Origin of the sequence: uncultured Paracoccus sp. (assembly GCF_947496875.1) — a bacterium.
Classification (GTDB): Bacteria; Pseudomonadota; Alphaproteobacteria; order Rhodobacterales; family Rhodobacteraceae; genus Paracoccus.
The window spans coordinates 1-24,994 of the sequence record NZ_CANMEH010000005.1 but is presented as its reverse complement, the minus strand read 5'-3'; the positions used below and the strand labels follow the sequence as shown (position 1 = coordinate 24,994).

At 66.8% G+C, this 24,994-nt stretch carries 20 protein-coding genes; 7 read left to right on the top strand and 13 right to left on the bottom strand.

The genetic code is table 11. The annotated features are described in order from the left end of the window. Positions 1–33 precede the first annotated feature (33 nt). From Q0938_RS08050 to Q0938_RS08015, 8 genes are all read right to left on the bottom strand, one after another. Positions 34–1,371, bottom strand: coding sequence for a hypothetical protein (locus Q0938_RS08050; protein WP_299360833.1), 1,338 nt, complete (start codon positions 1,369–1,371; stop codon positions 34–36). 98 nt (positions 1,372–1,469) lie between these two features. Next, entirely contained in the window at positions 1,470–3,881 is a 2,412-nt protein-coding gene (locus tag Q0938_RS08045; protein ID WP_299360832.1) for an outer membrane beta-barrel protein, read from the bottom strand. Positions 3,882–4,191: 310 nt separating this feature from the next. Next, complete coding sequence (locus Q0938_RS08040) at positions 4,192–6,087, bottom strand: nucleoside hydrolase-like domain-containing protein (RefSeq protein ID WP_299360831.1); 1,896 nt, start codon at positions 6,085–6,087, stop codon at positions 4,192–4,194. A gap of 474 nt (positions 6,088–6,561) precedes the next feature. Further along, positions 6,562–7,230: a DUF2848 domain-containing protein gene (locus Q0938_RS08035; RefSeq protein WP_299360830.1), complete on the bottom strand. Its 669-nt coding sequence runs from the start codon at positions 7,228–7,230 to the stop codon at positions 6,562–6,564. Between the two features lie 12 nt (positions 7,231–7,242). Then, on the bottom strand, positions 7,243–8,523 hold the full coding sequence (locus Q0938_RS08030) for a TRAP transporter large permease (protein WP_299360828.1): 1,281 nt from the start codon (positions 8,521–8,523) through the stop codon (positions 7,243–7,245). Further along, positions 8,520–9,065 (bottom strand): TRAP transporter small permease subunit, encoded by a 546-nt coding sequence (locus tag Q0938_RS08025; RefSeq protein WP_299360826.1) that lies wholly within the window; start codon positions 9,063–9,065, stop codon positions 8,520–8,522. The genes Q0938_RS08030 and Q0938_RS08025 overlap by 4 nt, the downstream gene beginning before the upstream one ends. Positions 9,066–9,075: 10 nt before the next feature. After that, on the bottom strand, positions 9,076–10,110 hold the full coding sequence (locus Q0938_RS08020) for a TRAP transporter substrate-binding protein (RefSeq protein WP_299360824.1): 1,035 nt from the start codon (positions 10,108–10,110) through the stop codon (positions 9,076–9,078). 25 nt (positions 10,111–10,135) lie between these two features. Then, the gene (locus Q0938_RS08015) at positions 10,136–10,957 is read right to left on the bottom strand and encodes a putative hydro-lyase (protein WP_299360822.1); all 822 of its coding nucleotides are present in this window, start codon (positions 10,955–10,957) and stop codon (positions 10,136–10,138) included. Between the two features lie 271 nt (positions 10,958–11,228). Here Q0938_RS08015 and Q0938_RS08010 point away from each other — a divergent pair, with 271 nt between their 5' ends. Continuing rightward, positions 11,229–13,208, top strand: a complete 1,980-nt coding sequence (locus Q0938_RS08010; protein WP_299360820.1) for an AAA family ATPase — start codon at positions 11,229–11,231, stop codon at positions 13,206–13,208. Between the two features lie 78 nt (positions 13,209–13,286). Here Q0938_RS08010 and Q0938_RS08005 read toward each other — a convergent pair whose 3' ends face one another. Together Q0938_RS08005 and Q0938_RS08000 are read right to left on the bottom strand one after the other, a co-directional pair. Then, positions 13,287–14,333: a TAXI family TRAP transporter solute-binding subunit gene (locus tag Q0938_RS08005; protein WP_299360818.1), complete on the bottom strand. Its 1,047-nt coding sequence runs from the start codon at positions 14,331–14,333 to the stop codon at positions 13,287–13,289. Positions 14,334–14,372: 39 nt separating this feature from the next. Then, a complete protein-coding gene (locus Q0938_RS08000; protein WP_299360816.1) occupies positions 14,373–16,184 on the bottom strand; it encodes a hypothetical protein in 1,812 nt (603 codons plus the stop codon). Positions 16,185–16,608: 424 nt separating this feature from the next. On the opposite strand from Q0938_RS08000, the gene Q0938_RS07995 reads away from it, so the two are divergent. From Q0938_RS07995 to Q0938_RS07985, 3 genes are read left to right on the top strand one after another with little or no spacing between them, the layout of a single operon-like run. Further along, positions 16,609–18,939, top strand: coding sequence for an FdhF/YdeP family oxidoreductase (locus tag Q0938_RS07995; RefSeq protein WP_299360815.1), 2,331 nt, complete (start codon positions 16,609–16,611; stop codon positions 18,937–18,939). Beyond that, entirely contained in the window at positions 18,936–19,664 is a 729-nt protein-coding gene (locus tag Q0938_RS07990; RefSeq protein ID WP_299360813.1) for a cytochrome c oxidase assembly protein, read from the top strand. The genes Q0938_RS07995 and Q0938_RS07990 overlap by 4 nt, the downstream gene beginning before the upstream one ends. After that, positions 19,661–20,176, top strand: coding sequence for a CopD family protein (locus Q0938_RS07985; RefSeq protein ID WP_299360811.1), 516 nt, complete (start codon positions 19,661–19,663; stop codon positions 20,174–20,176). The genes Q0938_RS07990 and Q0938_RS07985 overlap by 4 nt, the downstream gene beginning before the upstream one ends. Here Q0938_RS07985 and Q0938_RS07980 read toward each other — a convergent pair. After that, positions 20,143–20,763: a DUF2231 domain-containing protein gene (locus Q0938_RS07980; RefSeq protein WP_366942738.1), complete on the bottom strand. Its 621-nt coding sequence runs from the start codon at positions 20,761–20,763 to the stop codon at positions 20,143–20,145. The genes Q0938_RS07985 and Q0938_RS07980 overlap by 34 nt on opposite strands. A gap of 18 nt (positions 20,764–20,781) precedes the next feature. Here Q0938_RS07980 and Q0938_RS07975 point away from each other — a divergent pair, with 18 nt between their 5' ends. From Q0938_RS07975 to Q0938_RS07965, 3 genes are read left to right on the top strand one after another with little or no spacing between them, the layout of a single operon-like run. Further along, positions 20,782–21,459 carry a cytochrome B gene (locus tag Q0938_RS07975; RefSeq protein WP_299360810.1) on the top strand — a complete coding sequence of 226 codons (678 nt, stop codon included), beginning with the start codon at positions 20,782–20,784 and terminating at the stop codon, positions 21,457–21,459. 14 nt (positions 21,460–21,473) lie between these two features. After that, positions 21,474–23,966: a cytochrome c oxidase subunit I gene (gene ctaD / locus Q0938_RS07970; RefSeq protein WP_299361150.1), complete on the top strand. Its 2,493-nt coding sequence runs from the start codon at positions 21,474–21,476 to the stop codon at positions 23,964–23,966. Then, positions 23,963–24,283, top strand: coding sequence for a hypothetical protein (locus Q0938_RS07965; protein ID WP_299360809.1), 321 nt, complete (start codon positions 23,963–23,965; stop codon positions 24,281–24,283). The genes ctaD and Q0938_RS07965 overlap by 4 nt, the downstream gene beginning before the upstream one ends. Before the next feature lie 160 nt (positions 24,284–24,443). Here Q0938_RS07965 and Q0938_RS07960 read toward each other — a convergent pair whose 3' ends face one another. Beyond that, positions 24,444–24,767, bottom strand: coding sequence for a hypothetical protein (locus tag Q0938_RS07960; RefSeq protein ID WP_299360808.1), 324 nt, complete (start codon positions 24,765–24,767; stop codon positions 24,444–24,446). Beyond that, on the bottom strand, positions 24,698–24,994 hold a 297-nt coding region (locus tag Q0938_RS07955; protein ID WP_299360807.1), incomplete at its 5' end, for an SDR family NAD(P)-dependent oxidoreductase. The genes Q0938_RS07960 and Q0938_RS07955, both read right to left, overlap by 70 nt.

Below are 24,994 nucleotides of genomic sequence, written 5' to 3'. Positions count from 1 at the left end.
CGCGGCGCCACCGCGCGCCGCGCCTTCGTTGGCTCACAGGTCCGCCGGGACCTCGTAGTTGTGGATGTAGTTTATCACCGCGCGGGCATCGTCCGCCGACTGGGTAAAGGCCGCAAACGTGCCGTCCGTGACCTCGGGCTCGGTCCCGCCGAATACCACGTCATAGATGTTGACCTCGGTCGGGACGTAGCTGCCATCCTCCTGCCGGACCAGCACGTTGTAGGTCACGTCGCCATACGTGTCCGACCGATCATAGCTGAAGCTGGAGTAGTCGACGTCCGAGTAGGTGACCTCGCTGCCCTCGACGGTGGTGACACCGACGTCGAGGATCCGGTTCAGATAGGCGATCTCGTCGAGCGTCATCGGAGAGGACTTGTCCGTGGCCGCTGCCAGGAAGGTGCCGGCCGCAGCAAGATCCGCCGAGGTGAACGCGCCGTCGGTCAGATAGGAGAGTTCGGCCGGCAGGGTGGCCGTGATCCCGGGGATCGTGCCGTTCGTCATCAGGGCCTCGTAGATCGCGAGGTTCTCGAGCGGCGAGTCGATCGTGCGCGTCTCTCCGTCGATGGTGACCAGCAGGCGTCCGGCCGGATCGAGGGCGACCGCTTCCGCGTCGTTCAGCGCGACCACGACTTCCTCGAGACGGTTGTCGATGACGCTCTCCGGCGAGCGGGCGACGTTGGTCCTGCCGATCTCGACCTCCTGGACCAGCGTGTCGTCGAGGGGCGCGCCCTCGGCGTCGATGGGGATCAGGTTGCCGTCGGCGTCGATCGGCTGGACGAAGCCTTCCGGGCTCAGGATCGGCATGCCCTGGTCGTCGCGCAGGATGACATAGAGATCCCCGAACTCGTCGCCGCTGCCGCCGGCATCCGGCGTGCCGCCGCGGCCAGCCGAGCCGCCCGGGACGCCCGCCCAGGCGGGGCGGTCGGAATCCTCGTCGCCGCCGCCGACACCTTCCGGCCGGCCCCCCTTTCCTTCCGGACGGCCGCCGCCGCCGGTCTGGTCGGCACCGCGATCCGGGTTCCCGCCGCGCTCGCCCGCCCAGTCGGGCGTGTCCTCGCCGTCATCTTCCTCGGCAAGGATGCTGTCCATGCTGCGGCCACCCTGGCCGCCGGCACCGCCGCGCTGTCCGCCATCGGATCCGCCGCCCATGAAGCCGCCACCGCCGGCCCCGCCGGCGGACTCGCCGCCGCGCCCCTCGCCATGGCCTTGGGCCCGGGCTTGTGTCCAGTCGGCCGGAACGGCCGCGAGCGCCGCAACGGCGACCCCGCCGAGGATCGCAAGGCGTGGCGCAGTCCCAATGGTCTTCAGTGAAAATATAGTCTGGCTCCGAGTGTGCAGGATACGCGATTCTTCAACCTTACCGCGAATCATCGCGCGGTATCCCTTAGATAACACATTCCAAATCCTCTTTGTGTTTCTCTTGAGGGCTAGACATATTCAGTCACTAGAATGTGACAACGCACCTTGCGTCAGAAACGTCGGGTCAGGCCCACCCGGAACAGGTTTTCTTCCGGATCGAACCGGTCGGTGCTGCCGCCATAGGTGACCTGGTAGTCCTCGTAATCCGCGTGCGTGTAGTCAAAGCGCACGTTCAGGTCGTCGGTGAGCGGCACCTCGACACCCAGGCCGACCCGCCAGCCGGACAGCGTATCGTCCTGCGAGATCTCGGACCGGCTTTCGTCGTAATCGGTTTTGAAAGACCCGCTCACGACACCCGCGCGGGCGTAGACGAGAAACGCGTCGTTCAGGACGTAGCCCGCACGAAGCGATGCCCCGATTCCGCCCTGCCGGTCGGACGAGATGATCCGGCCGTCCGGGTCGCGCTCGATGTTCCAGTTGCTGGTGGTCAGATCGCCGTCGATCTCTCCCCCCAGATAGATCCTCCCGGTTGTCCGCCCATAGCCGAGATAGGCGCCAAGGACCCCGCCCCCGCTGGCGCGCGGCACCTCCAGGTCGAAGCGGGTTTCCCCGCCTTCGGGCCGCGGCCCCGCATTCAGGGTCGACAGCACGCTGTGGCCAAGCTGCACACCGCCATACCAGCCGTCGAAACTGGCCTTCTTCAGTTCCGGCCGCTGCCGCTCGGCAAAGCTGTAAACGAGACCCACCCGCGCCGCCGACTCGAAGTTGCCGAAGTTGTCTTCCTGCTCGCCGACGCCGAGGTCGTAATCCGGATACGCCGCCAGCAGGTATTCCATCCGCGCGGACCAGCGGTCACGCACCGGAATCTCGACGCCCAGGCCGCCCCGCAATCCCACCTCGCGATCAGAGCGGTCCGCCGACTTGTCCTCACGCGCGTAATCCGTGTCGAATGTCGCGCCGACGATGCCGGCACGGGTATAGAGCAGCGCATCATTGCGGGCGCGGAACCCGAACAGCAGATCGGCAGTGATGGCGTCGCTGCGGCTTACGGAAAAGTCCCGGCCGCCGTCATGCGTCCAGCCTGCGCCGCTGTCCTCGATCCCGATCTCTGCCCCGACCACCATGTCGCCCACGTCGGCGCGGTAGCCGGCCAAGACGCCGCCGGATGCGCCATCATCGCCGAAATCGGCGGTGAGCGACCCTGTGTTGCTCCGCTCTCCGTCGACCGCGGTCACCAGGGTCCCGTGGCCAAGGTTGAAACCGGCATAGGCGCCGCCGTTCTCGACACGCGCGCGCGGGCCGGTTCCGTCGTCGAGCGGCTTCAGCTGGGTGCCGACGCTGAGGAGGAACGAGTGTTCATCGTAATCCGCCCCGGCCGCGTCAGAGGCGCGCTGTTCATAGGCATAGGACCCGCCCAGATAGACGCGCGGCGTCATGTGATAGCGCAGGCCGAAGCCCGCCTCGGTTACGTAATCCGTCCGCGCGACGTTCTGGTAATCGTTCTCGCTGAACCACAGCCAGCCGTTGACGGTCACATCGCCGGCTACCCAGTGCGACGCGCGTACCCCGGCGCTCGTGGACAGGTATCCCGACGCACTCGCCGACGCATCGCTGTCGTACAGGGTCGTCTCTCCCAGCCGCCGCTCGACCGAGGCGGTCAGCCGGGTGCGGCTGGATGGCCGCCAGGTCAGGTCCAGACCGAAATCCAGGGCGGTCGTGGTGTCGAATGCCGGATCGTCGTAATCCTGAGACAGCACGCCGATCATCGCCTCGCCCGTCACGTCCCCTGCCCGGCCGGCGACGCCGAAACCAAGCTGAACCCCGGCAGAATCCCTGTCGTGGCCATAATCGTCGACGTCCGCGTCGTGGTCGCGCTCGTCATAGACCCCCTGAATGAACAGGGTCCGGTCGGGTGACAATTCGTAGCCAAGGCGGGCGCCCAGTTCTGTCATGGTCCGGTCGCGGTCGTCGTTGTTGATCACCCTGCCATCGCCGGCGCGCCCGTCGGAAAAGTCGTAATCCTTGACGTTCGCACCGATCCGCACGCCCGCACGGCCGAAACCCAGCGAGATCCCCGCGAAGCCGCTGTCCTGGACGTAGTCGGTCGGGGCGATGCCATTCGCGTCGTCGGGCGACGAGCGGGTCTCGTGTTCCCACGCCCGATCCAGACCGCCGAAGACATAGCTGTTTGCGCCGATGTTGTACCGGCCCTCGGCCCGCAGCACCCCGTCCTCATAGTCGTCGCTGTCTTCCGACGCATAGCGGCCGATGTCGAACTCGGCGCCCAGGCTCCATTCATAGGCCTCGGTCTTTGCCGAGATCTCGCCCCACGACGACCACGTCGTGACCAGGTCACCCTCCTTGTCGTTCTCGGTCGCATACACGTTGTCGGTGTAGCCGAGCGACATCGAGGCCCCGAAGGATTTTTGGACCGTTTCGGCCTCGGCTGCCGCTTGTGCAAAAGCGCCCCCGGCCCCGATGGCGGTGGACACCAGGGCACAATGGACAACGACCAGTTTCACCGAACCCACTTCCCGCACCCTCCGAATCATATGCACGTCTGAGTATATATCTCCCTTGAATCATATTACCTGAGGTTGCAGATCGCTGCGGGTTCTGTTGCGCCGACGCATCATTTTACGATCGGCGGGACGGCGGGCTTCCGGGGGCGCACCTCCGCCCTTCCCGCCGCGATCCTTGGGCGGCGTGTGCCCCTATGTCACGTGTGCCCCTATGCCAGATGCGATCCGGTGGGGTTGAAAGTCGTCAGTTCATCTGGCCGGAACGCGCCAGCATGATGGGCAGACCCGAGGGTCTGCCCAAAGCACGTCCTCAGAAATCCCACTCCGCCGTGCCGTTGCGGTAGAAGCTTTCGTCGGCGCCATTCACCTCGCCGTTGAGCACCACCTCGTCGATATAGAGGTTGCGGTCGTTGCCGCGGCCTTCGTAGCGGTCGTTGAGGAAGGTAATCCCGACCCGGTCAGAGCCGTCGACGTCGAAGTCGCCGCGGAACACGAAGCTGTCCCACTCGCCGTCGCCCCGGTCAGCGGCAACCACGGTCGATGCCGAGACCGTCTTGCCGTTCACGGTGAGCGCGAAGGCCGGATCCCCCTTGTAGGCGTCGCCGCTGGCCTTGACCACGACCACGTCCTCGCCTGTCTCTCCGGTCGGTGCCGGTGCCGGTGCCGGGGTCCGGGTTGGCGCGGCGCCCGTGGGAACAAGGACGAAGTCGTCCAGCAGCGCGCCGTAGCCGTCGCCGGACTGCGAGCCGACCTCGCGGATCATCAGACGGTCCGTCCCGGCGGCACCGGTGACGCTGGTCGTGAAGGTGCCCCAGTCGGCGCCCGGCTTGGCCGTGGCCACGACCTTGTCGTTCCAGACCACCTCGATATCCTGGGTGGAGAGAGACTTCTCGGGCCGCGCCCGCAGGTCGAAGCTCAGCGTGTAGGCCTGCCCCGTGGCGGCGGCGACGTCCTGGTGGAAGCCGTCGCGCGCCGCCTCGTGGTCGAGCTCGAGGTAGTCGTCGCCATCCGTGGCCCCGACGCCCCGGTGGTCGTTCCAGATCTCGATCCGGCCACCCGGGATCGCGGTCCAGCCTTGCACAGATCCGAAGGATGCGAACTGGCCGGATGCCACGGGAGATCCCTCGAAAGACCCGTTCACCAGGATATTGTCTCCCGACGACACGGGGACGGGCGCTGGCACTGGCGCTGGCGCCGGGGCGGGCGCAGGGCTGGCGGGCGTCCGGTCTTCCGATGTGTCCGGCTCGGCCGGCTCGACCCGCTCAGCCGGGGGCTTGCCGGCCGCGTCACCATCGAGCCAGTCGAGACGCCCCGCGAAATCCTTCATCCACGCGGCGCGATCCTCGTAGATCGTCATGGCGCCCTTGGTGTTGGAGCGGCCGCCAAGGTCAAGATCGGGGTGCGGGTTGTCCGTATAGTAGCCGTCGGAGACCTTAATGAACTCGCCGCCCCAGCTTTCCCGGGTGGGATTGTCCTGGTCCCCGCTGAGAAACCGCAGCACGGTGGGGCTGTCGCCCATCTTCACGCCCGCCTGGTTGAAGATGTCGCCGGAAAGTTCCGCGAAGAGGTCGCCCAGCGCTCCGTGGCCCTTTGCGTTCTCCTCATGCCAGCCCTTGATGATGCTGGAACTGGTCGGCGTCTGGTACATCCCGCGGAACGTCGACTGGTTGTCGACCCACAGGTCAAGCTCTCCCTGGAAGTTCTTCTTGATGTAGTCGTAGGCGTCGGTGTCCTGGCTGGAGATGTTGAAGAACCGGACATGCGCCGCAATCGACGGATCGTCATGCAGCGCCTGCGCGAGGTCCGTCTCGCCGCCCCAGGTCAGTACGTTCAGCTTTTCACCGGCGGCTGCGGCCTCCCTGGCCTCGGTGATGATCGCCCGCGAGGACTCCGTCGGCGACGAGTAGCCCTGCCATGGTGCGGTTTCCGAGGCGCCCTGCCAACTCACGGCCTTGAGTTCGTCGGCGGACTTGAAGGCAGAACTGTGTGCCTCGAGCTTGGCGTGATCCCTGGCATAGACGTCGATGATCCTGTCGATGTCACCCACGCGGCCATTCTGGTGGCCGTGTTTCGACGCCGTCCCGGCGATGCCCACGATGTTCATCTTGTCCTGATAGAGCAGCGCGTGGACGAGGGACTGGGCGTCGTCCTTTTCCTCGGACGTGAGCCTGAGATCGGTGGAAATGAAAACTCTCGGCAGCGGCATGCGCAGTGTGTCTCCTTGCTGTTATTCTGCGATCTGAGAGGCGGTCGGTGGGCCGATCAATCGACCCCGGACGCGCTATGGGGCGAGTTGGCGGGGCAGTCCGGCCCTGTGCGGCGGCAGGAGCACGCGGGCCAACCGGTCGTGACCCGGCTCGGCACCCAGGACGATCTTGCCCGGTGGATCGTGCCGAAGTCGGCGGCATGACCCATCCGGGTCCCAGGAACGCGCGGCATCGTCTTCCTCATAGGTTGAGGGACGACCTACGCGCCTCTGCTGCAGAACTCACGCCGCAAAAACGAGACATTTGGTGGTAATCGGCGGAAAACAGACGCGATTGGCTTGGATTCGGCAGCATATCGCCGACGTGGCGCGAGATTGCCGGGTGCTAGGGAGCCCTTGCTGTCAATGCTCAAGGCGCAGCGGCAACGGACACTCCGAAGCAGCAGGGTCCAGTCCGATCTTGTCGAGAACGCCTCAAGCCACTTCGGCAAGCACCGTGGTGGCATACTCGTGGGTGATGCGGCGGCCGGTCGCGGGGTCGGTCATCGCCATGCGGAAACGCGGGGACGGACGCACGCCGCCCTTGGCGCCGAACGTGCCGCACATCATCGCAACCGCGCCGTCCCTTGCCAGGCCGTCCAGCCCCGCGCCTCCGGCCAACCGCTCCAGTGGCCGGATCGCCGCCAGCGTGCCCTGCTGGTAGAGCCGCCACTCGCCACCTTCCTCGATCCAGCTTTCCAGCACGATCTCGTCCAGGCGCCCCGCGACGTCGCCCCACTCCCACAGCTCCAGCGCGCAGGGCTTGGCGCAGACCTGCTTGGACAGCGCCACGGAATGCGTCTCGAGCGTGCGATCGGTATGATCCGAGCCGAGACCCAGCCAGCGCCGGTTGCCGGCCTGAACGATTAGCGGCTCGACCTCGCCCGAACTGCCGTTGCCAACCACCTCGATCCGGGGAGCCGACGTCAGCAGCGCCCCCGCCACGCGGTAGAACAACGGCGTTGCCGAGGGTGGCGTGACGCCGATGGCCGCCAGTTCATCGATGTGATGCCGGATCGCGGCCTCGTCGCGGCCGGTCCAGCCCGCGATGACCAGATGGGCCACATCGATGTCCAGCCGAAGGCCGTTGCAGTGGAAGCGCATGGATCGATCCTTTCACAAGGCAGCAGGCAACCACAGCGCGATACCGGGCAGCGCGATCAGCGCCGCGACCATCAGCGCCATGACGAGCACATAGGGAATGACGCCCATGATGACGTCGTTGATGGACCCGCGCTTGCGCGCGCCCTGCACCACGAACAGGTTCAGACCCACAGGCGGGGTGATCAGGGCCATTTCGACCAGCACGATCATCAGGATGCCGAACCAGACCTTGTCATAGCCCAGCCCCGCCATGATCGGGACGACGATGGGAATGGTGGCCACCATCAATGACAGCGTCTCGATGAAGAACCCCAGGACGATGTAGAGGGCAATCACCAGCAGCAGCGTCCCGAAGGGCGACAGCCCAGACCCTTCGATCAGGTCGGTCAGTTGACGACCGAGCCCGGCCGAGGTCATGGCGAAGTTCAGGAAATAGGCGCCGACGATGACCAGCATGATCATGGCGGAAATGCGGATCGTCCCTTCCAGCGCTTCGCCCACGGACCGAAGGGTCAGCCCGTCACCGAAGGCCGCGATGACGGTCGCCATCGCCACGCCGATCGCGGCGGATTCGGTCGGCGTCGCCCAGCCCGCATAGATCGAGCCGATCACGACGCCGAACAGGACGACGATCGGCAGAAGCTGGCCAAGGCTGTGGCCGCGCTCGGCCCAGCTGAAGCGGCGTGACGGGCCACCCAGCGACGGCCGCACCATGCAGATCGCGGCGGTGACAACGATAAAGGCCAAGGCCAGCAGCAACCCGGGGACAAGTCCAGCCAGGAAAAGCTGCGGGATCGAGGTTTCGGTCAGAAACCCATAGACGATCAGGTTGATCGAGGGCGGGATCATGATCCCCAGCGTGCCCCCGGCCGCGATAGCCCCCGAAAACAGGCGAGGGTCGTAGTTCAGCCGCTCCGCCTGCGGCATGGCGACAGTCGCCACGGTGGCTGCAGTCGCGACCGACGATCCCGACGTCGCCGAAAACATCGTGGCCGTGGCGATGTTGGCATGGACCAGCCCGCCCGGCAGCCAGGACAGCCACTTGTCCAGCGCCGCATAGGTGCGCTCGGCCACACCGCCCCGGACGAGGATCTCGCCCAGCAGCACGAACAGCGGGATGGCGATCAGGGTACTGGACGCGGACGAGGACCAGACGACCTGCCCCAGCCCCCGCAGCAGCGGGAAGGCCGAGTAGAACTCGCTGACGCCCACGCCAAGCAGGAAGAGCACGATCCCGACGGGGATCGACAGGGTCATCAGGCCGAGCAGCGCGATGGCGACCGACCAGATCACAACTCGGCCTCCGATCCGATACCGACGGTCGCTTCCAGCGCGTCCTGTCGTCCGCGGATCAGGTAGACCAGCGCGATCAAGCTGAGCGCAGTCGCCGTGAGGGCGAACCACAGCCAGCCCGCGAACCAGATGCCCTGCGGAATCCAGAGCGGTGTCTCGAGCGGCGTGTTCGCGCGCGAGCCGCGCTCGAGCGTCTTTTGCAGGACGGGCCAGCTCTGGAACGCCACCAGCAGGACGATGGCGTTCGCGACGATCATCGCCAGCAGGTCCAATGCTGCACGCCCGCCTGCCGCCAGCTTGAGGCGAAGAACGTCGATGCGGACATGCGCCCGTTCGATCAGCGCGAATGCCAGCCCCCAGCTGGACACGGCCGCCATCACATATCCCGAGATCTCGTCCGAGCCGCCCAGCGAGCCCCAGGCGAGCCGCCTGAGAAGCACGTCGCCCAGGATGAACAGGACCGTCAGCACCAGTGCGACACCCAGCAGCAGCGCGACGACCCTGTTCGCCTGCCGCAGGACGCCGTGAATCCGGTCGACCATCTGCCGGGGTCTAGCGGGCGATGGTCAGGCCGACCACCTGGCCCACCGTGTCGTTCCAGCGGGTCGCCCATTCCTCGCCCGCGCGCGATGCCCAGTCCGGCAGCACCTCGTTGGTCAGGATCTCGCGGGCGCGGGACACGTCCTCTTCGCTGGCCTCGACCAGCGTCATCGACGCGGCCTGGCCAGCGGCACACTCGCCCTGCCCGGTGAGGCAGGCGATGTCGCTTTCCAGCCCGCCTTGGGCGGCGTCCCAGGCGGGCGCCTCCAGCCCCTCGGCCACGGCCGAGAGCAGGGCCGCGCGATGCTCCTCTGACAGGCCGTCGAACCGATCCGCATTCATCGCGATCACGACCGGGTCCCAGCCGCCAAGGGGCAGCGTCAGCAGGTGATCCGACACCTCCCACCAGCCCGCCGAATAGCCGGACCCCGCGCCGGTCACCGCGCAGTCGATCACGCCACGCTCCAGCGAGCCGGGAACCTCGGAAAACGCGATGTTGATGCCCTCGGCGCCCAGCGCCTCGAGGAACTTCGTGGTCATGCGCCCCGACCCGCGGACCTTCTTGCCTTCCAGGTCGGCCAGCGAGGTGATCTCGCCCTTGCAGAAGACGACCTGCGGCGGATAGGGCGCGATTCCCAACACCTGGGCGCCGAACCGGTCGCGCATGATGTCCTCGACCATCGGCCGGGCCGCCTCGACCATCGCCTTTGCCTCGGCTGCGTCACTTGCGACCAAGGGCACATCCAGCCCCTCCAGCTCGGGCGCATCGCCGACGGTATAGTCGGCAACGGTCGACCCCACATCGAAGACGCCGTCGCCCAGCATACGATAGACATCGGCGCCGGCGATCCCCATCTGGTCGAAGCTGGTCAGCTGGGCGGTCAGTTCGCCGTCCGTCATCTCGGGCAGACGCTCGGTCCAGAACGGCGTCTCGAAGTCCTGGTACAGCGGCAGGTTCGACCAGCTGCCGACCACGGCAAGTTCCTCAGCCATGGCGGGGGCGGACAGCAATGTTCCTGTCATCAACATCGCGAGGGTCTTTTTCATCGGTCTCTCCTGTTGGTTCTTGTTGTCAGCTGCGGTCGCCGGGACCGGTCAGGATGCGGTCGGCCTGTGCGGCGGGAATGTCGGTGACCAGCATGTGCCCGGGCGCATGGGTGATCGCGAAATCGGGCCGCGCCGCCGCGATGGCCGCCTGCGGGGTAACGCCGCATGCCCAGAACACCGGCAGGTCGCCGTCGCGGATATCGGGTGGATCGCCGTAATCGGGTGTGTCGAGATCGGCGATCCCGATCTGCGACGGGTCGCCCAGATGGACCGGTGCGCCATGTGCCAGTGGAAAACGGTCGCAGATGCGGACGGCCTCGATCGCATCGGCCGCGGGCATCGGGCGCATGCTGACAACCAGCGGTCCGCCAAAGCGTCCCGCCGGACGGGTGCTGATGCTGGTGCGGTACATCGGCACGTTGCGCCCGGCCGTCTGGTGACGGACCGGAATACCCGCGCGGGTCAGCGCATCCTCGAAGCTGAAAGAGCAGCCGAGGACGAAGCTGACCAGATCATCGCGCCACAGATCCGCGACGTCGGTCGGCTCGCCGACCAGGTTTCCGTTCCGCCAGACGCGATAGCGCGGCAGATCATGCCGCAGATCGATTCCGTCCCCCAAGGTCGGCAGGGACGGATCGCCCGGAGCGCCGACCGCCAGCAGCGGGCATGGACGCGGGTTCTGCTGGCAATACCGCAGGAAGTCGGCCGCGTCCTCCTGCGGAAGGATGACCAGGTTGCCTTGCAGCGCGTCGCCACCCACACCGGCCGTCGGACCGTCGAAGCGCCCCGCCCGTATCAGCGCGCGAAGCTGGCGCGGATCGCTCAGGTCGTCGGACTGTTGCAGCATCGGCCCCCCGGTCCTTGTCGGGGCGCAGTGTGGGCGCGAAGCAGGATTGAATCAACCGCTCATCCGGCGCCGACCACCGCGGGTGCAGCGGAACAAATCGCCCCTCGGATCCGCCCGCCAGCCGCAGCGTCGTTGCCGACTTGTGCCGGCGGATAGCGCGCTGCCGCCGATCCTTTCCTCCGACGAGGTAAACAGGTCGACGCACCCACCGCCGCTTCGACCTGCCGAGGCGCTTGCGGGTGCGAAGGCAACCCGGCACATAGGGTTAACCATGTCTGTGCTTTACCTTGATCACTTCGGTCTCAGCCAGGCGCCGTTTCGCATCAGGCCCGACCCGGCCTTTTTCTACCGTTCGCAGCTGCACCAGCAGGTGCTCGACTGGATCGAGCGTGACGTCGCCGCGCGGGTGCCCTTGCTGCTGCTGCTCGGTCCCGTGGGAACAGGCAAGACGACGCTGCTGAGGTTCCTGCTTGAACGACACAGCACGGACTGGTCGGTCGGGCTCATCTCGGCATTCCATTCCTGGTGGAACGACGACATCCTCGACCAGGCGCGTGTCGCGTTCGGTCTGCCGGATGAGGAGCAAGGCCCCGAAGCCGCACCCGCGCAGATCCGTCGGTTCGCCGAGACCATCCGGGCACGCGACGGTCGAACCCTGCTGATCGTGGACGAAGCGCAGGCACTGGGGACAGGCGGCATCTCCGCCCTGGCCTCGCTGGCCCAGGACTCGGCGGACGAGGCGCCGATGACAGTGCTGCTCGTGGGGCAGCCGGAGCTGCGCGAGCTGCTGGCCGCGCCCGAGTTGCTCCACTTGCGGACATCGGACAGCGCCCACGCGGTTCTGACGACCTTCAGCGAAGACGACACCGCCGCCTACGTCGCGCATCGGCTGGCGCGCGCTGGCGCGGGGACGGCCATCTTCGACCCCGGTGCGATGGAGATGCTGCACGCCTTCAGTCAGGGTGTGCCGCGCGTGATCAACATCATGGCCGATTACTGCCTGTCGAACGCGGCGGCAGAGAGCTTGCGGCAACTGGATGCCTCTTGGGTCTGGGCCACCCTGCGTCAGGCAACGACAACTGGCGTGCTGAGCCACCTGAGCGTACTTCCCCGCGTCGAAGCACCTTCTCCGGCAACAGAGGCTGCGACGGCGGCGCCTGGCCCCTCGGTCGAGACATCAATGCGAGGTGCCGCGGCAGAGGACATGTCGGACGACACCGCAGCGACGACCGCAGTCGCACCTCCTGCCGTCCTTTTGCGAGACGACCGGCCAACCACCGCGCCGGCGGCGGAGATGCCCGAGGAAAAGGCCCCGGTCGCCGCAGTGGACGGCGACATCCCCATGTGGCCGGCACCTCTGGCGGAGTCGCCGCGCACCCGCGACCAGGCCACGCTGCCCTCCGCCGCCGCCGCGGTCGACTTGCCGCCTCAGCGGGAACCATCAGCTCCGCAGGCGCTCCCGTCCGGGCCCGGTCTGGGCTGGGGTCCCGGACCTGCCTTGGCCCTGGCCGGAGGTATGGCTCTCGCAGTCGGCCTTGCGTTCCTTTGGCTTCAGGCCGGTCCAGGGCCAACGCCCGCGCCCCGCGATCCGCCCCCGCCCTCCCCCGAGGCCGTCGAGCAGCCGGCAGCGGCCGCACCTGCTCTCAGCCCGCCTGATGGACAGCTCGCACCCGCGACGTTGCAAGCCGAGCCCGCGGTTCTGGAGCCGGTCGCCGTGACCCCGGCACCGACAGTCCCCGAGTTGATGCAGCATGCGCTGGAGACCGAAGGACAGGATCCTGCCGCCGCGGCCCTGTCCTATGCCCGTGCCGCCATTCGCGGGCGTGCCCGTGCGGCCTATTACCTCGGCCAGTTCTATGAGACGGGCATCGGCGTCGAAAGGGACCCCGCCTCGGCGCGAGCATGGTATGCGGCGGCCGCTGACCTTTCGGCGGCCCAGGCGCGGCTGGAGGCGCTGCCCGCTGCCACGGCGTCCGATAGCGCACCGTCGACGCCGGTGCCGATCTTTCAGGCCCGGCTGAGCGATGGCGCCAGCGAGATGATCTGGCGCCCGACAGGCAGCGCGCCACCAGCCCGCTTTCGCGTCGAGGTCTTCGGCCCCGACGATGCGCCGATCGCCAACCAGGAGACGACGGTGCCAGGCGTGATCCTGCCGTCAGTGGTCCACAGTTGGCGCGTGGCGGCGATCGGGGCGGACGGCAAAGAAAGCGCTCCGTCATCAATGGTCCAGATGATCCCCGCGACCGACTAGCCCGCCGAGCAGTGTTGCCAGACGCAAAAGCGACCCCGGTTCCGCACCGGCATCGTCCGACCTGCCGGCGTCGGCGTATCAACAGCCTATGGCAGCACAGATATACTCCCGGTACGCGCGGTTTGCCTCGCTCTCCTCGGCCGTGGTGCTTGCCTCCGGCGCCATACACTGAAGCTCGTATCCCGGCTGAAGGCCGGCGTTGACACAGCTGCCGATGTCCCAGCCCTGCGGGATGTCCTGCAGGTCGACGTTCTTCCATTTCGGATGTCCGTTCTCCTGCAACTGCGGCAACCGCGTCAGGACGAGATTGGCCACATCCGACACCGCCTTGCAGCTCTGCCGGTGATAGCCATTGGCACGCGGGTTGAATTCATAAGTCATCAGCAGCGCCTTGACGGCGATCCCGGTCACCGCCTCAGGCTGGAACGGATAGGTGTTGGCGGGGATCGTCGCGGGGTCGTAGACGCTTTCCAGCGTTCCGTCCGAGATCGGCACCAGATGGAACTTCTCGCCGTCGATCTCGCCCTCGGCAAACAGGGCGGTCGGCGCGCCGGCGACATAGAAGAAGGCATCAAGCTCACCCGCCTTCAGCGCCGGCAGCGCGTCGGCCGGCGAGATCTCGCGTCGCTCGGCAGGCTCGGTGCCAGTCAGGTCAAGCACCAGCGACGCCGTCAGGAACGTGCCGCTTTCCTCTACCCCGACGCCGACGCGCTTGCCGGCCAGGTCACCGATGCTGCCAATGTCGGATGTCGCCAGCAGGTGAACTTCCTCGTCGTAGAGCGGGAAGGCGATGCGCACCCCCTGGATGGCCCGGGCCACGGCAGGATCGTCGGCGGAATAGGTCTTCAGATATTCCAGCACGTCGTTCTGCACGATGCCGAACTGGGTGTTGCTGCGCGTGCGGACCGCCATGAAGTTCTCGAGCGACCCTTCCGATTCGATCACGTCCAGCGTTTGTCCGCACTCCGACATCAGCCCCGCGAGATCTCGGCCGATCTGGATGTAGGTGCCGGTCGCGCCGCCGGTCATCATCGCCTTGCCGAATTCCTCCTGCGCGGCCGCGGGGCTGGCCGACAGCGCCAGCATTGCGCCCAGTGCCGCCCCGAGCCATCTGGTCCTCAACATGTCCTTGTCCTCCCCGCTCGGCCGGTCGGGCCGAAATTGTCAGTTGCAGGCACCGAGTTCCGCGACCAGAATCCGCAATGTCTGCCGGTTGATCTGTCCATAGGCGCTTCTCAAGGCTTCAGGCGGGCATGCGCCGCTGGCAAGATTCTGGCGCAACTCTGCCCGCTCACGGCCAGTGCCAAGCCCCGGCGCCCGCGACAACGCCGCATCGATCTGTGCTGTCGACCATCGCGGCTGCGCGAAGGCGGGTTCGGTTTCGGCCGGCTCCCCTTCGGCGGGCTCCCCGCCCTGGACCTCGTCGCTCACCTGCTCGGCTGGCGGCGGGGTCAGGCTGGCGCTTTCCTCTTCCAACGCACTGCGGGACGCATTCATCTGTTCGAGCTGCAAGCTTGTCTCGGCCAGGGCGGCCTCGGTCATGGCGCGCCGCTCCTGCGCCTCCGCGAAAGCCTGTTCGGCTTCGGCCTGCCGTCGCTCGGCCTCGGTCGCCGCCGCCTCTGCAGCCGCCTGTCGAGCAGCCGCCGCCTCCATCCCTTCACGCAGCTCTTCCTCGCGCTGCCGGGTCTCGGTCAGCCTGGCCTCGGCCTCGGTCTGGCGCGTTTCCAAGGCAGCAATTTCCGCCTCCGTCGCTTCGCGCTGCTCGACAAGGGCCGCGACCTCCTGCCGGGCGGCGCCGAGCGCTTCGCTGCGTTCCGCGATCTGCTGCTCAACCGTGGTGCGCTGTTGCTCCACATCCGCCAACCGCGCTTCCGCCTCGGTCGACTGTTGCTGCAGTTCGGCCAGGCGCGTCTCCGCATCGACCGTCTGCTGCTGCCGTTCGGAAAGGCGGGTTTCCGCATCGACCGCCCCCTGCTGCAGCCCGGTAAGTCGTTGCTCCGCCTCGGTGGCCTGCTGTTGCAGGTTGGAAAGACGCGCTTCCGCGTCTGCCGTCTGCTGCTGCAGTTCGGCGAGACGGGCTTCCGCATCTACCCCCCCCTGCTGCAACCCGGAAAGTCGCTGCTCCGCCTCGGTGGCCTGCTGCTGCAGCTCGGAAAGACGCGCTTCCGCGTCTGCCGTCTGCTGCTGCAGTTCGGCAAGGCGGGTTTCCGCATCGACCGCCTCCTGCTGCAGCCCGGAAAGTCGCTGCTCCGCCTCGGTGGCCTGCTGTTGCAGGTCGGAAAGACGCGACTCTCCGTCGGCCGTCTGCTGCTGCAGTTCGGCGAGGCGGGCTTCCGCGTCTGCCACGGCAGCCTGATCGGCAGTCTGACGGTCCTCGGCCTGGCGCAGCGTCTCGAGTTCCTGCCGGGTGGCATCCAGAGCGGCGGTCAGGTCGGCCTGCGTCTTTTCGGCTTCAAGTCGCGCGGCATCTGCCGCGGCAAGCTGTGAACGCAGTTCGGCCAGCACCTCTTCATCCCCGGCCGCTTCATCCGCGCTGGCGGCTGCCTGCGCGGCGCCTTCCTGGGCGGCGGCCAGTTCAGCCTCGCGCTCGGCCAGAGCCGCCTCGGCCGCGCGCAGCCGCTCTTGCGCCGCAGTTGCCTCGTCCTTGGCGGCCCGCAGCTGCGCGGAGAGTTCCTGTGCCGTGCGTTCGCTGTCGCGCAACTCCTCTGCGCTCGCGGCTTCCGCTGCCGCGGCTTGCCGGGCGGCCTCCAGTTCATCCTCACGTTCCTGCAGCCGGCGCTCGGCCGCGGCCGCCCGCTCCTCGGCCGCACGCATTCCGTCCTGTGCCGCCTGCAGTTGCTGGGCCATTGCTGCTGCCTCGGGCCCGCTCGCCTCGCCCTGGGTGGTACTGGCACCTTGGGCTTGCCCTTCAGCAACCTCGGCCCGCATGGACTCGATCTGCCTGCGCAGATCGGCCGCCTCGTCTTCCATCAGCACGATGATCTCGCGCAGTGCGCTGGCCTGCGCCTGCGTCGGTGAATCCGATGATGATGCTTCGGGGCTCTGCCCCAATGCTGCGCCAGCCAAGGCGACGCAAAAACCGCTCGCGGCAATTAGTCTGATCACGATCGTGCCCCCACTTCCGACATCAAGCGCAATCAGGGCCGAGCCTGTCAAGCATGCCATCGAGAAGGCCATCCATCTGGTCGCTGTCGTTCCGACCCGTGGGTACCCTGACCCACTCAGACGATTCGCGCTCTCGACCGTTACGGGCCAAGATCCCGAACGCGCCCGATCTGCCATATGGAAGCTGGAGCGATGCTACACCGTGGGCCATCGAGACCGCCGACGCTGGAACCCGGCCCCGCATACCCGTGTTGCCGATAGCACCCGGCGCCTGCACTGCCCAGAGGAGGAAACGATGAGCGATGACGAGCCCACCGGAGTCGAGTCCACCCAGCAGCGAGAGGACACGCCCTATTACACCAACGCCACCGGCGGCTGGGGCTCGCTCAAGGGTGTCAGTCGCATCCTGGCCGACCAGAGACCGACCGCGGGCGCGCTCCGCACCCTGATGCGTCAGAACAAGCCCGGCGGGCACATGTGCACATCCTGCGCCTGGACCAAGCCCGAGCATCCCCATACCTTCGAGTTCTGCGAGAACGGCGCCAAGGCGACGATCTGGGACCTGACCCGCGACCGCTGCGGCCCGGATTTCTTTGCCGACCGTACCGTCACGGAGCTTCGCGAGTTGTCCGACCACGAGCTGGAAAAGACCGGGCGGCTGACCCACCCGCTGCGCTACGACGCGGCAATCGACCGCTATGTCGAGACGACCTGGGAGGAGGCTTTCGCGGGCATCGGGACACAGCTCAGGGCGCTCGATCCGAAATCGACGGTCTTCTACACCTCGGGCCGGGCCAGCCTGGAGGCATCCTATCTCTACGCGCTGTTCGCGCGGCTCTACGGGCACAACAACCTGCCGGACAGCTCGAACATGTGCCACGAGACCACCAGCGTCGCGCTGAAGAAGTTCATCGGCGTCTCGGTCGGCACCTGCGTGCTGGACGACTTCAATCACTGCGACATGATCATCTTCATGGGGCAGAACACGGGCTCGAACTCTCCCCGGTTCCTGCACACGCTGCAATCCGCGCGCGAACGGGGCTGCAAGATCGTCACCTTCAACCCGATCCGCGAACGGGGCTTGGTCGAGTTCGCCAATCCGCAGAGCCCCACCCAGATGACGGTACGCCCGCCGACCACGATTTCCGACCTCTACCTGCAGGTGAAACCAGGCGGCGATGTCGCGGCGCTGGCGGGGATCTGCAAGCGCGTGATCGAGCAGGACGAACGGAACGACCGCAAGATCATCGATCACGCCTTCCTGGCAACCCATACGACCGGCTACCAGGACTTCGTGATCGCAGTGAAACAGATCGACTGGGCCGAGATCGAGCAGACGTCGGGCCTGCGGCGGGAGGATCTCGAGACGGTCGGCGACATGTACTGCAAGGCCGAGAAGACCATCGGCATCTACGGCATGGGCCTGACCCAGCACGTCAAGGGCTGGCTCAACCTGGGCATGTACGTGAGCCTTCTGCTTCTGCGCGGCAATATCGGGCGGCAGGGGGCCGGCATCTCGCCCGTGCGCGGCCATTCCAACGTGCAGGGTCAGCGGACCGTGGGCATCACCGAAAAGCCGAAGCTGGTCCCGAACGACAAGCTGCGCAAGCTGTTCGGGTTCGAGCCGCCGATGGAGGAGGGCCGCAATACCACCGCACTGGTCGAGGGACTGCTGGACGGGTCGGTCAAGGGCTTTATCTCGCTGGGCGGCAATCTCGCCCGCGCCATCCCCGACCGCGAGCGGGCGGAGCCCTGCTGGAGCAATCTGGACCTGAACGTGCAGGTCGCGACCAAGCTCAACCGCTCGCATCTGTTTCCGGGCAAGCACAGCTGGCTGCTGCCCTGCCTGGTGCGATCCGAAGAGGACCGGCAGGCCACCGGACCGCAGGCGGTGTCGATGGAGGACAGCCTCAGCATGATCCACGGCTCGCTGGGCAAGCGCAAGCCGGCCTCGCCGCAGCTGAAGTCCGAAATCGACATCGTCGCGGGCCTTGCGAAGGCGACGCTGCCGCCGAACCCCAAGGTCAAATGGGACGAATGGACCGGCGACTACGGGCTGATCCGCGAGTTGATCGAGGCGACCTATCCGGACAAGTTCCGGGACTTCAACGACCGGCTCTTTACCCCCGGCGGCTTCCATCGCGGCAACAAGGCGCGCGAGCGGATCTGGCAGACCGACAGCGGCAAGGCCGAGTTCACCGCGCCTGAAACGATCAGCGCGCTGGGTGAGAAACCGGTCGGCAGCGATGAACTGACGCTGGTCACGCTGCGCTCGAACGATCAGTTCAACACCACCGTCTACGGGTTCTCGGATCGGCTGCGAGGATTGGCCGGGCGTGATATCGTGCTGGTCAACCCGGACGAGATGGCTCGCCTGGGAATGGCGGAAGGCCAGGCCGTGAAGCTCGAATCCACCGTCGATGACGGTCACGAGCGGACCGTCCGAGGCCTGCGCCTGGTCGGCTACGATCTGCCCGACGGTTGCGTGGCAGCCTATTATCCCGAGGTGAACCCGCTGGTTCCGGTGCACTACCGCGACGAGATGTCCGACACCCCCGCCTACAAGGGCGTTCCCGTTCGCATCCATCCCGATGACGCCGGCGCCGAGGCGAGGGCCGCGGAATGATCCCCGACGCGCTGATCGGGGGCGGTCTGGAGGGGCTTTACTGTAGCCCCGCCCCCGATCCGGGCGCGATCTGGGCAAACTGGAACCTCGATCCGCTGCTGCTGGCGGCCATGGCGGTGCTGGCGCTGGTGCTCGGCCGGTCGCGCCCCGGCGCGGCGGCGGTCGCCGTGCTGCTCGTGGCCTTCGTCTCGCCCTTGTGTGCGCTGTCCGCGGCGCTGTTTTCGGCGCGGGTGGTGCATCATCTGCTGCTGGTTGCCGTCGCGGCGCCATTGATCGCGCTGGCCTGGCCGGCACGGACCCCGCGCGGGGCGACAGGACTGTTCCTGGTCGCGACGGCCGTGCTGTGGGCCTGGCACCTGCCACAGGCCTATGACGCGGCCATGGCGAACAAGGGGCTTTACTGGGTCATGCAGGCGACCCTGCTCGGCTCGGCCGTCGCGTTCTGGCGGGCGGTGCTGGCGTCCGACCAGCCGACCGGACAGGCGGGACTGGCAATTCTGGGCGCCTACATGCAGATGGGACTGCTGGGGGCATTGCTGACCTTTGCGCCCGATCCGCTCTATGCGATCCACCAGCAGGCGCCGCTTGCCTGGGGGTTCACACCGCTGTCGGACCAGCAGCTGGGCGGGATCATCATGTGGGTGCCGGCGGCAGTTCCCTATGCCGCCTTCGGGGCGCTGGTGGCGCTGCGGGGCTGGCGGCGGCTGCAGGCACTGCCGACATGATCGATTGGCTGGAGCCTGTCATTCCCCACCTCAAGGCACTGCACGTGATCGCACTGGCGCTGTGGGTGGGCGGCCTCTTCGGCCTGCCGGTCATGCTGTCCCGCCATGACCATATCATCGGGCAGGCCGACTATACCCGCATCCGGCTGGCCTCGCATGTCAGCTATGTCTGGATCGTGACGCCCGCCGCGGTGACGGCCATCATCGCCGGGACGTGGCTGATCTTCCTGCGCGAGGTGTTCGTCGTCTGGATGTTCGCCAAGCTGGTCTTCGTGGCGCTGCTCATCGGCTTTCATGCCTGGGTCGGCCATCATGTCGTCAAGATGGGGGAAAGCGACGGGCGGCATGATCCGCCGGGGCCACGGGTGCCGCTTCTGGTTCTGCTGGTGCCCGTTCTCGTCATCCTGACCCTGGTGCTGAGCAAGCCACCGCTAGAGGACATTCCCCTGCCCGACTGGCTGACCGAGCCGCGCAACCGTCAACTGCCGGTTTCGGACGTTCCCAGATGGTAGTCGAACACGAGCCTGCCGCCATGCCAGCCTGTCGCCCCCACCATCAGGACGCAAAATCCGGACAGCAGGATGCCGTAGGGCAGAACCGCGGATTCGTAGCCGTAAAGCCGGTAGCCCCAGTTGGCGCCCAGTACCGACAGCAGGACGACCGCGATCCCGGCATGGGTCCACGCCGCGGCCCGCGCCCGGATGCCCGGCACGAACAGCAGTTCCAGCGTTCCCGTGAACGCCGCGGCAACGCCGATCAGGAACGCCATGCCAGCGGCCCACAATGCGGCCCGTGCCCAGAAGCTGTCGCCGGTCCACCAGTAGAACACGTCGGCGCCGAAATTGCAGAAGGTCAGCGCGATCGGGAACGCCACGCTCATCGCATGCAGGGGATGACCCGCGATGGCGATCGTGGACGAGGTCTGGTCGAAGCCCGGCAGATCCGCGACCGGATCCTCGAACCGACCCTCCTTCTCCTGCCCTTCTTCGCCGTTGGACGGGGCGTCGTCCGTTTCGCTTTTTCCCTTGCGGCCGTCGTCGGCGCTCTGCTGCGCGCTTCCAGAGCCGTCATCCTGTGTCTCGTCCCGTTCCTCAGCCATTGGCGCACTTTCTCCAGGATGTTGCTCGTGGTCCCAACGCCGCTGGCGCTGGCGGGTTGCGAAGAACGCCTGTCCGCCGTCCATCCGGCCGGACCCGCGGCCGACCTCATCGCCACGTTGTGGTGGACCATGCTGGCCGGGGCGGCGGCAATCTTCCTGCTGGTGGTGGTCCTGCTGGTCCTCGCCTTCCGCCGGGGCGAGGGGCCGTCGGACGCGGGGGCGGACCGGCAGCGCGAGATGGTCTGGGTCAAGGGCTTCGGCCTCGGCTTCACGATGACCGTGCTGGCGGCCCTGACCGCCTGGGGGCTGTGGATCGGCGAACGGCTGCTGCCACGTCCCGGGCCCGACGTGGTGGCGGTCGAGGCCGAAGGGCGGCAATGGTCGTGGCGCTTTTCCTATCCGGACGCGCCCGGCCGCACGACCGAGAATACCCTCCACATCCCGGCCCAGCGCCCGATCGATGTCAGGATCACCAGCACCGACGTGATCCACAGCTTCTGGGTGCCGCGGCTTGCCGGCAAGCTTGACGCGATCCCCGGTCATGTGAACGTCCTGCGCGTCGAGGCGTGGGAGCCCGGCGAATACGCGGGTGTGAGTGGTGAGTTCAGCGGCACCGGATACCGCACCCACGGGTTCACCGTGATCGCCCATGACGCTGCCGGCTGGGACGCCTTTCTGACTGGGGAGATGCCGTGACCGAAAAGCGACGCATGACCGCGCTGCGCCTGCACAAGGCGCTGTATTCCATCTGGCGGAATGACCCCGGCTGGAAGGGCGTGTTCACCACGGTCAACAACAACACGATCGGCAACATGTTCATCCTGGGCGCCACCGGCATGTTCCTGGCCGGCGGCATCTTGGCCATGCTGATCCGGGCACAGCTGGCGTCGCCCCAGTCCGCCTTCATGGGTCCCGAGATCTACAATCAGGTCTTCACGATGCACGGGACCATCATGATGTTCCTGTTTGCCATCCCTTTCTTCGAGGCGCTGACCATTTTCCTGCTGCCCGGGATGCTGGGGACCCGCGACCTGGCCTTTCCCCGGCTCAGTGCCTACGGCTTCTGGTGCTACATGATCGGCAGCACGATCATGATCATCGCGCTTGTCGCAGGTGTCGCGCCCGACGGCGGCTGGTTCATGTATCCGCCGCTGTCCTCATCCGCGTTTTCGCCCGGCATCAATGCCGACATCTGGCTGCTCGGGATCAGCTTCATCGAGATCTCGGCGATCAGCGCGGCCGTCGAGGTCGTCGTCACGGTGCTGCGCTACCGCGCCGTCGGCATGTCGCTGGACAAGCTGCCGATCTTTGCCTGGTACATGCTGGTCGTGGCGGTGATGATCCTCACCGCCTTTCCACCCATGATCCTGGGCTCGCTGATCCTGGAGCTGGAGCGGGCCTTCGACATGCCCTTCTTCCAGGCCGAGAACGGCGGCGACAGCCTGCTGTGGCAGCACCTGTTCTGGCTGTTCGGCCACCCGGAGGTGTACATCATCTTCCTGCCCGCGGCGGGCGTCGTGTCGACGGTCCTGCCGGTCATGGCACGCACCACCCTGCTGGGCTATGGCTGGGTCGTCGCGGCGGCGATCTCGCTGGCGGTTCTCAGCTTCGGGCTGTGGGTCCACCACATGTTCGCCACCGGCATCCCGCATATGGGTCTGGCCTTCTTCTCCGCCGTCTCGACCCTTGTCGCGGTGCCCACCGGGGTGCAGATCTTCATCTGGATCGGCACCCTGTGGAAGGGCCGCCCCGAATTGCATCTGCCTATGCTGTGGATCCTCGGCTTCTTCGTGACCTTCGTCATGGGCGGGCTGACCGGGGTGATGGTGGCGATGGTTCCCTTCGACTGGCAGGCGCATGACAGCTACTTCATTGTCGCCCATCTGCACTATGTCCTGATCGGCGGCTATGTCTTCCCGATGATCGCCGGGATCTACTATTGGCTGCCGGTTCTCACCGGGCGCAAGCGCTTCTTCCGGATGGGCGAGACGGCGTTCTGGCTGGTCATGGTGGGGTTCCACGGCACCTTCCTGCTGCTGCACTGGGTCGGCCTTCTGGGCATGCGACGGCGCATCGACACCTTCGAGGCAGGCTCGGGGTGGGAGCTCATCAACCTGCTTGCGTCGATCAGCGGCTTCGTCCTGGCGATCGGCTTCGGCCTGGTGATCCTCGACATCGCGGTAAACGCGTTTGTCGCGGTGCGCGGCCGGCGCAACCCGTGGAACGCGGGGACGCTGGAATGGGGTACGCCCATCCCGGGGCCGGCCTACAACTTTGCCTCGATCCCTGTCGTGAACAGCCGCTATCCCCTGCACGACCATCCTGACCTGCCCGTCCAGATCGCCCGCGGCGAGGGCTTCCTTGGTGAGCCGGTTCGCAACCGGCGCGAGACCTTGGCGGTCAGCGTGTCCCGGGGAGAGCCCGAGTTCATCGCCGTCTTTCCGCAGAACTCGATCGTGCCTTTCGTCATGGCGGTGGTGACCAGCATCATGTTCATGGCCCCGACGTTCAAATGGTGGTGGCTCTCGGGCATTTCGGCCGTCGGGGTGACGGCTCTGGCACTTGTCTGGGCATGGTCCGGCGGTTCGCGCGAGGACGAGGGCCTGCTGGACGCCGGGCGCGGCGTGTCCCTGCCCACCCACAACGAGATCCCCCATCCGCCGGGGTGGTGGGGATCGCTGTTCCTGCTGCTGGCGGACTCGGTGCTCTTCGGCTCGCTGCTGTTCGGCTATGCCTTCCTGTGGACCGTCGCCCCGAACTGGCCGCCACCCCGGATCCTGGAACCGGGCGTTCTGGGGCCGGTCCTGGCAGTTGGCGGCGCGGGTCTTGCCAGCGGGGGCATCCGGCTCGCCGACCGCGCGATCCGGTCCGACGGGTCGGCTTGGGCGGGCGTTCTGGTCAGCCTTGCCGGGCTCGTCACCCTAATGGCGGCTGCCGCCACGGTGTTCCGAGGAACGACCCACAACGCCCATGCCTATGACGCAACGCTCTGGGTGATCGCGGGCTACATCATCTTTCACGCCACGCTTGCGGGGATCATGACGCTGTTCCTGCTGTTCCGCATCCGGGCAGGCTATCTGTCGTCCCGGCGCTTCGGCGACGCCCGTGTGGTGCGGCTGTGGATCGACTACGCCGTGCTGGTCGCGGCCTTGGGGCTTGGCGCGGCATGGCTGCCCGGGATCCTGGCGGAGGTGCCGCGATGATGGACATTCTGCGCATCTCGGTCCCGATCACCGTCTGGATTGCGGCTTTCAGCGCAGTTTACGGGCTCGAGGGGATCGTCTGTTCGGATCTGTGGACCGCGGCGGGGCTGAGCCTCGGTCAGGGACGCGCCGCGCTGATCGCGTCCTGGGCCGCGGCCATCTCGCTGCAGGTCGCCATGCTCGTGATCCTGCGCCTGCCGCGCTGCGGTTCGCCCCTGCCTTGGGTACAACGCCTGGCCACGATCCTGGGCTTCGCGGCGCTCGTCGCAACGGTCTGGAGCCTCATGCCGGTGGCGACCACCTCGCTGTGCCTGTGAAGTGGCCGGGCGAGGTCCCATTGTCGTCCCTCTCGGAGGCCAATCTCCTGACCAGGATACCATCCGGCAATCACGATTGCTTGGACGTGCCTGATCACGTGAAAGCGCGTTGATTTCGTCTGATGACGCTGCAGTCCTGTTCGCGATAGTTCATCTCGGCCTAGCCGGATCGCCGCTTGGAGAGAAAGAAGCGCAGCATTTCCCGCGATGCATCCGGCCCGGCCGGGTCCGTGTGCGAGCCGGCGGCCCGCCCCCCCGACCAGCCGTGACCGCTGCCATGCACCGTCCACTCCTCCAGAAGGGTCTCTCCAGCCTCGGTGGAACAGGTTTTCCGCGTGAAGTCGCGGCGGCCGGGCGAGCGGCCGAAGCTGCTCGTGCAGACAAGCGGCGCCGAACGCGATCCCTCCAGGTTTCTCAGGAACCCGCCGGCATGCGAGGGATGCACCACGCGATCGCTGTCGTCGTGAAAGACGATCGTCGGCAACTGTGGGTGAAGGCCATCAGCGCCGCGTTCCCCGTCGAGCCGCACACATAATCGAAATCCGGGATCTCGCCAGCGCTGCCGATGACGTTGACGATGACCCCGTCGCCCGCATCGGACATCGACTTGAGGAAGTGCCTGGTAAGGGCGATATAGCCGAAGACCTTCAGCTCCCAGGCTTTGCGCCAGGTGTCCATCGAGATGTCGAGCAGGTTCCCCGCAGGAATGGC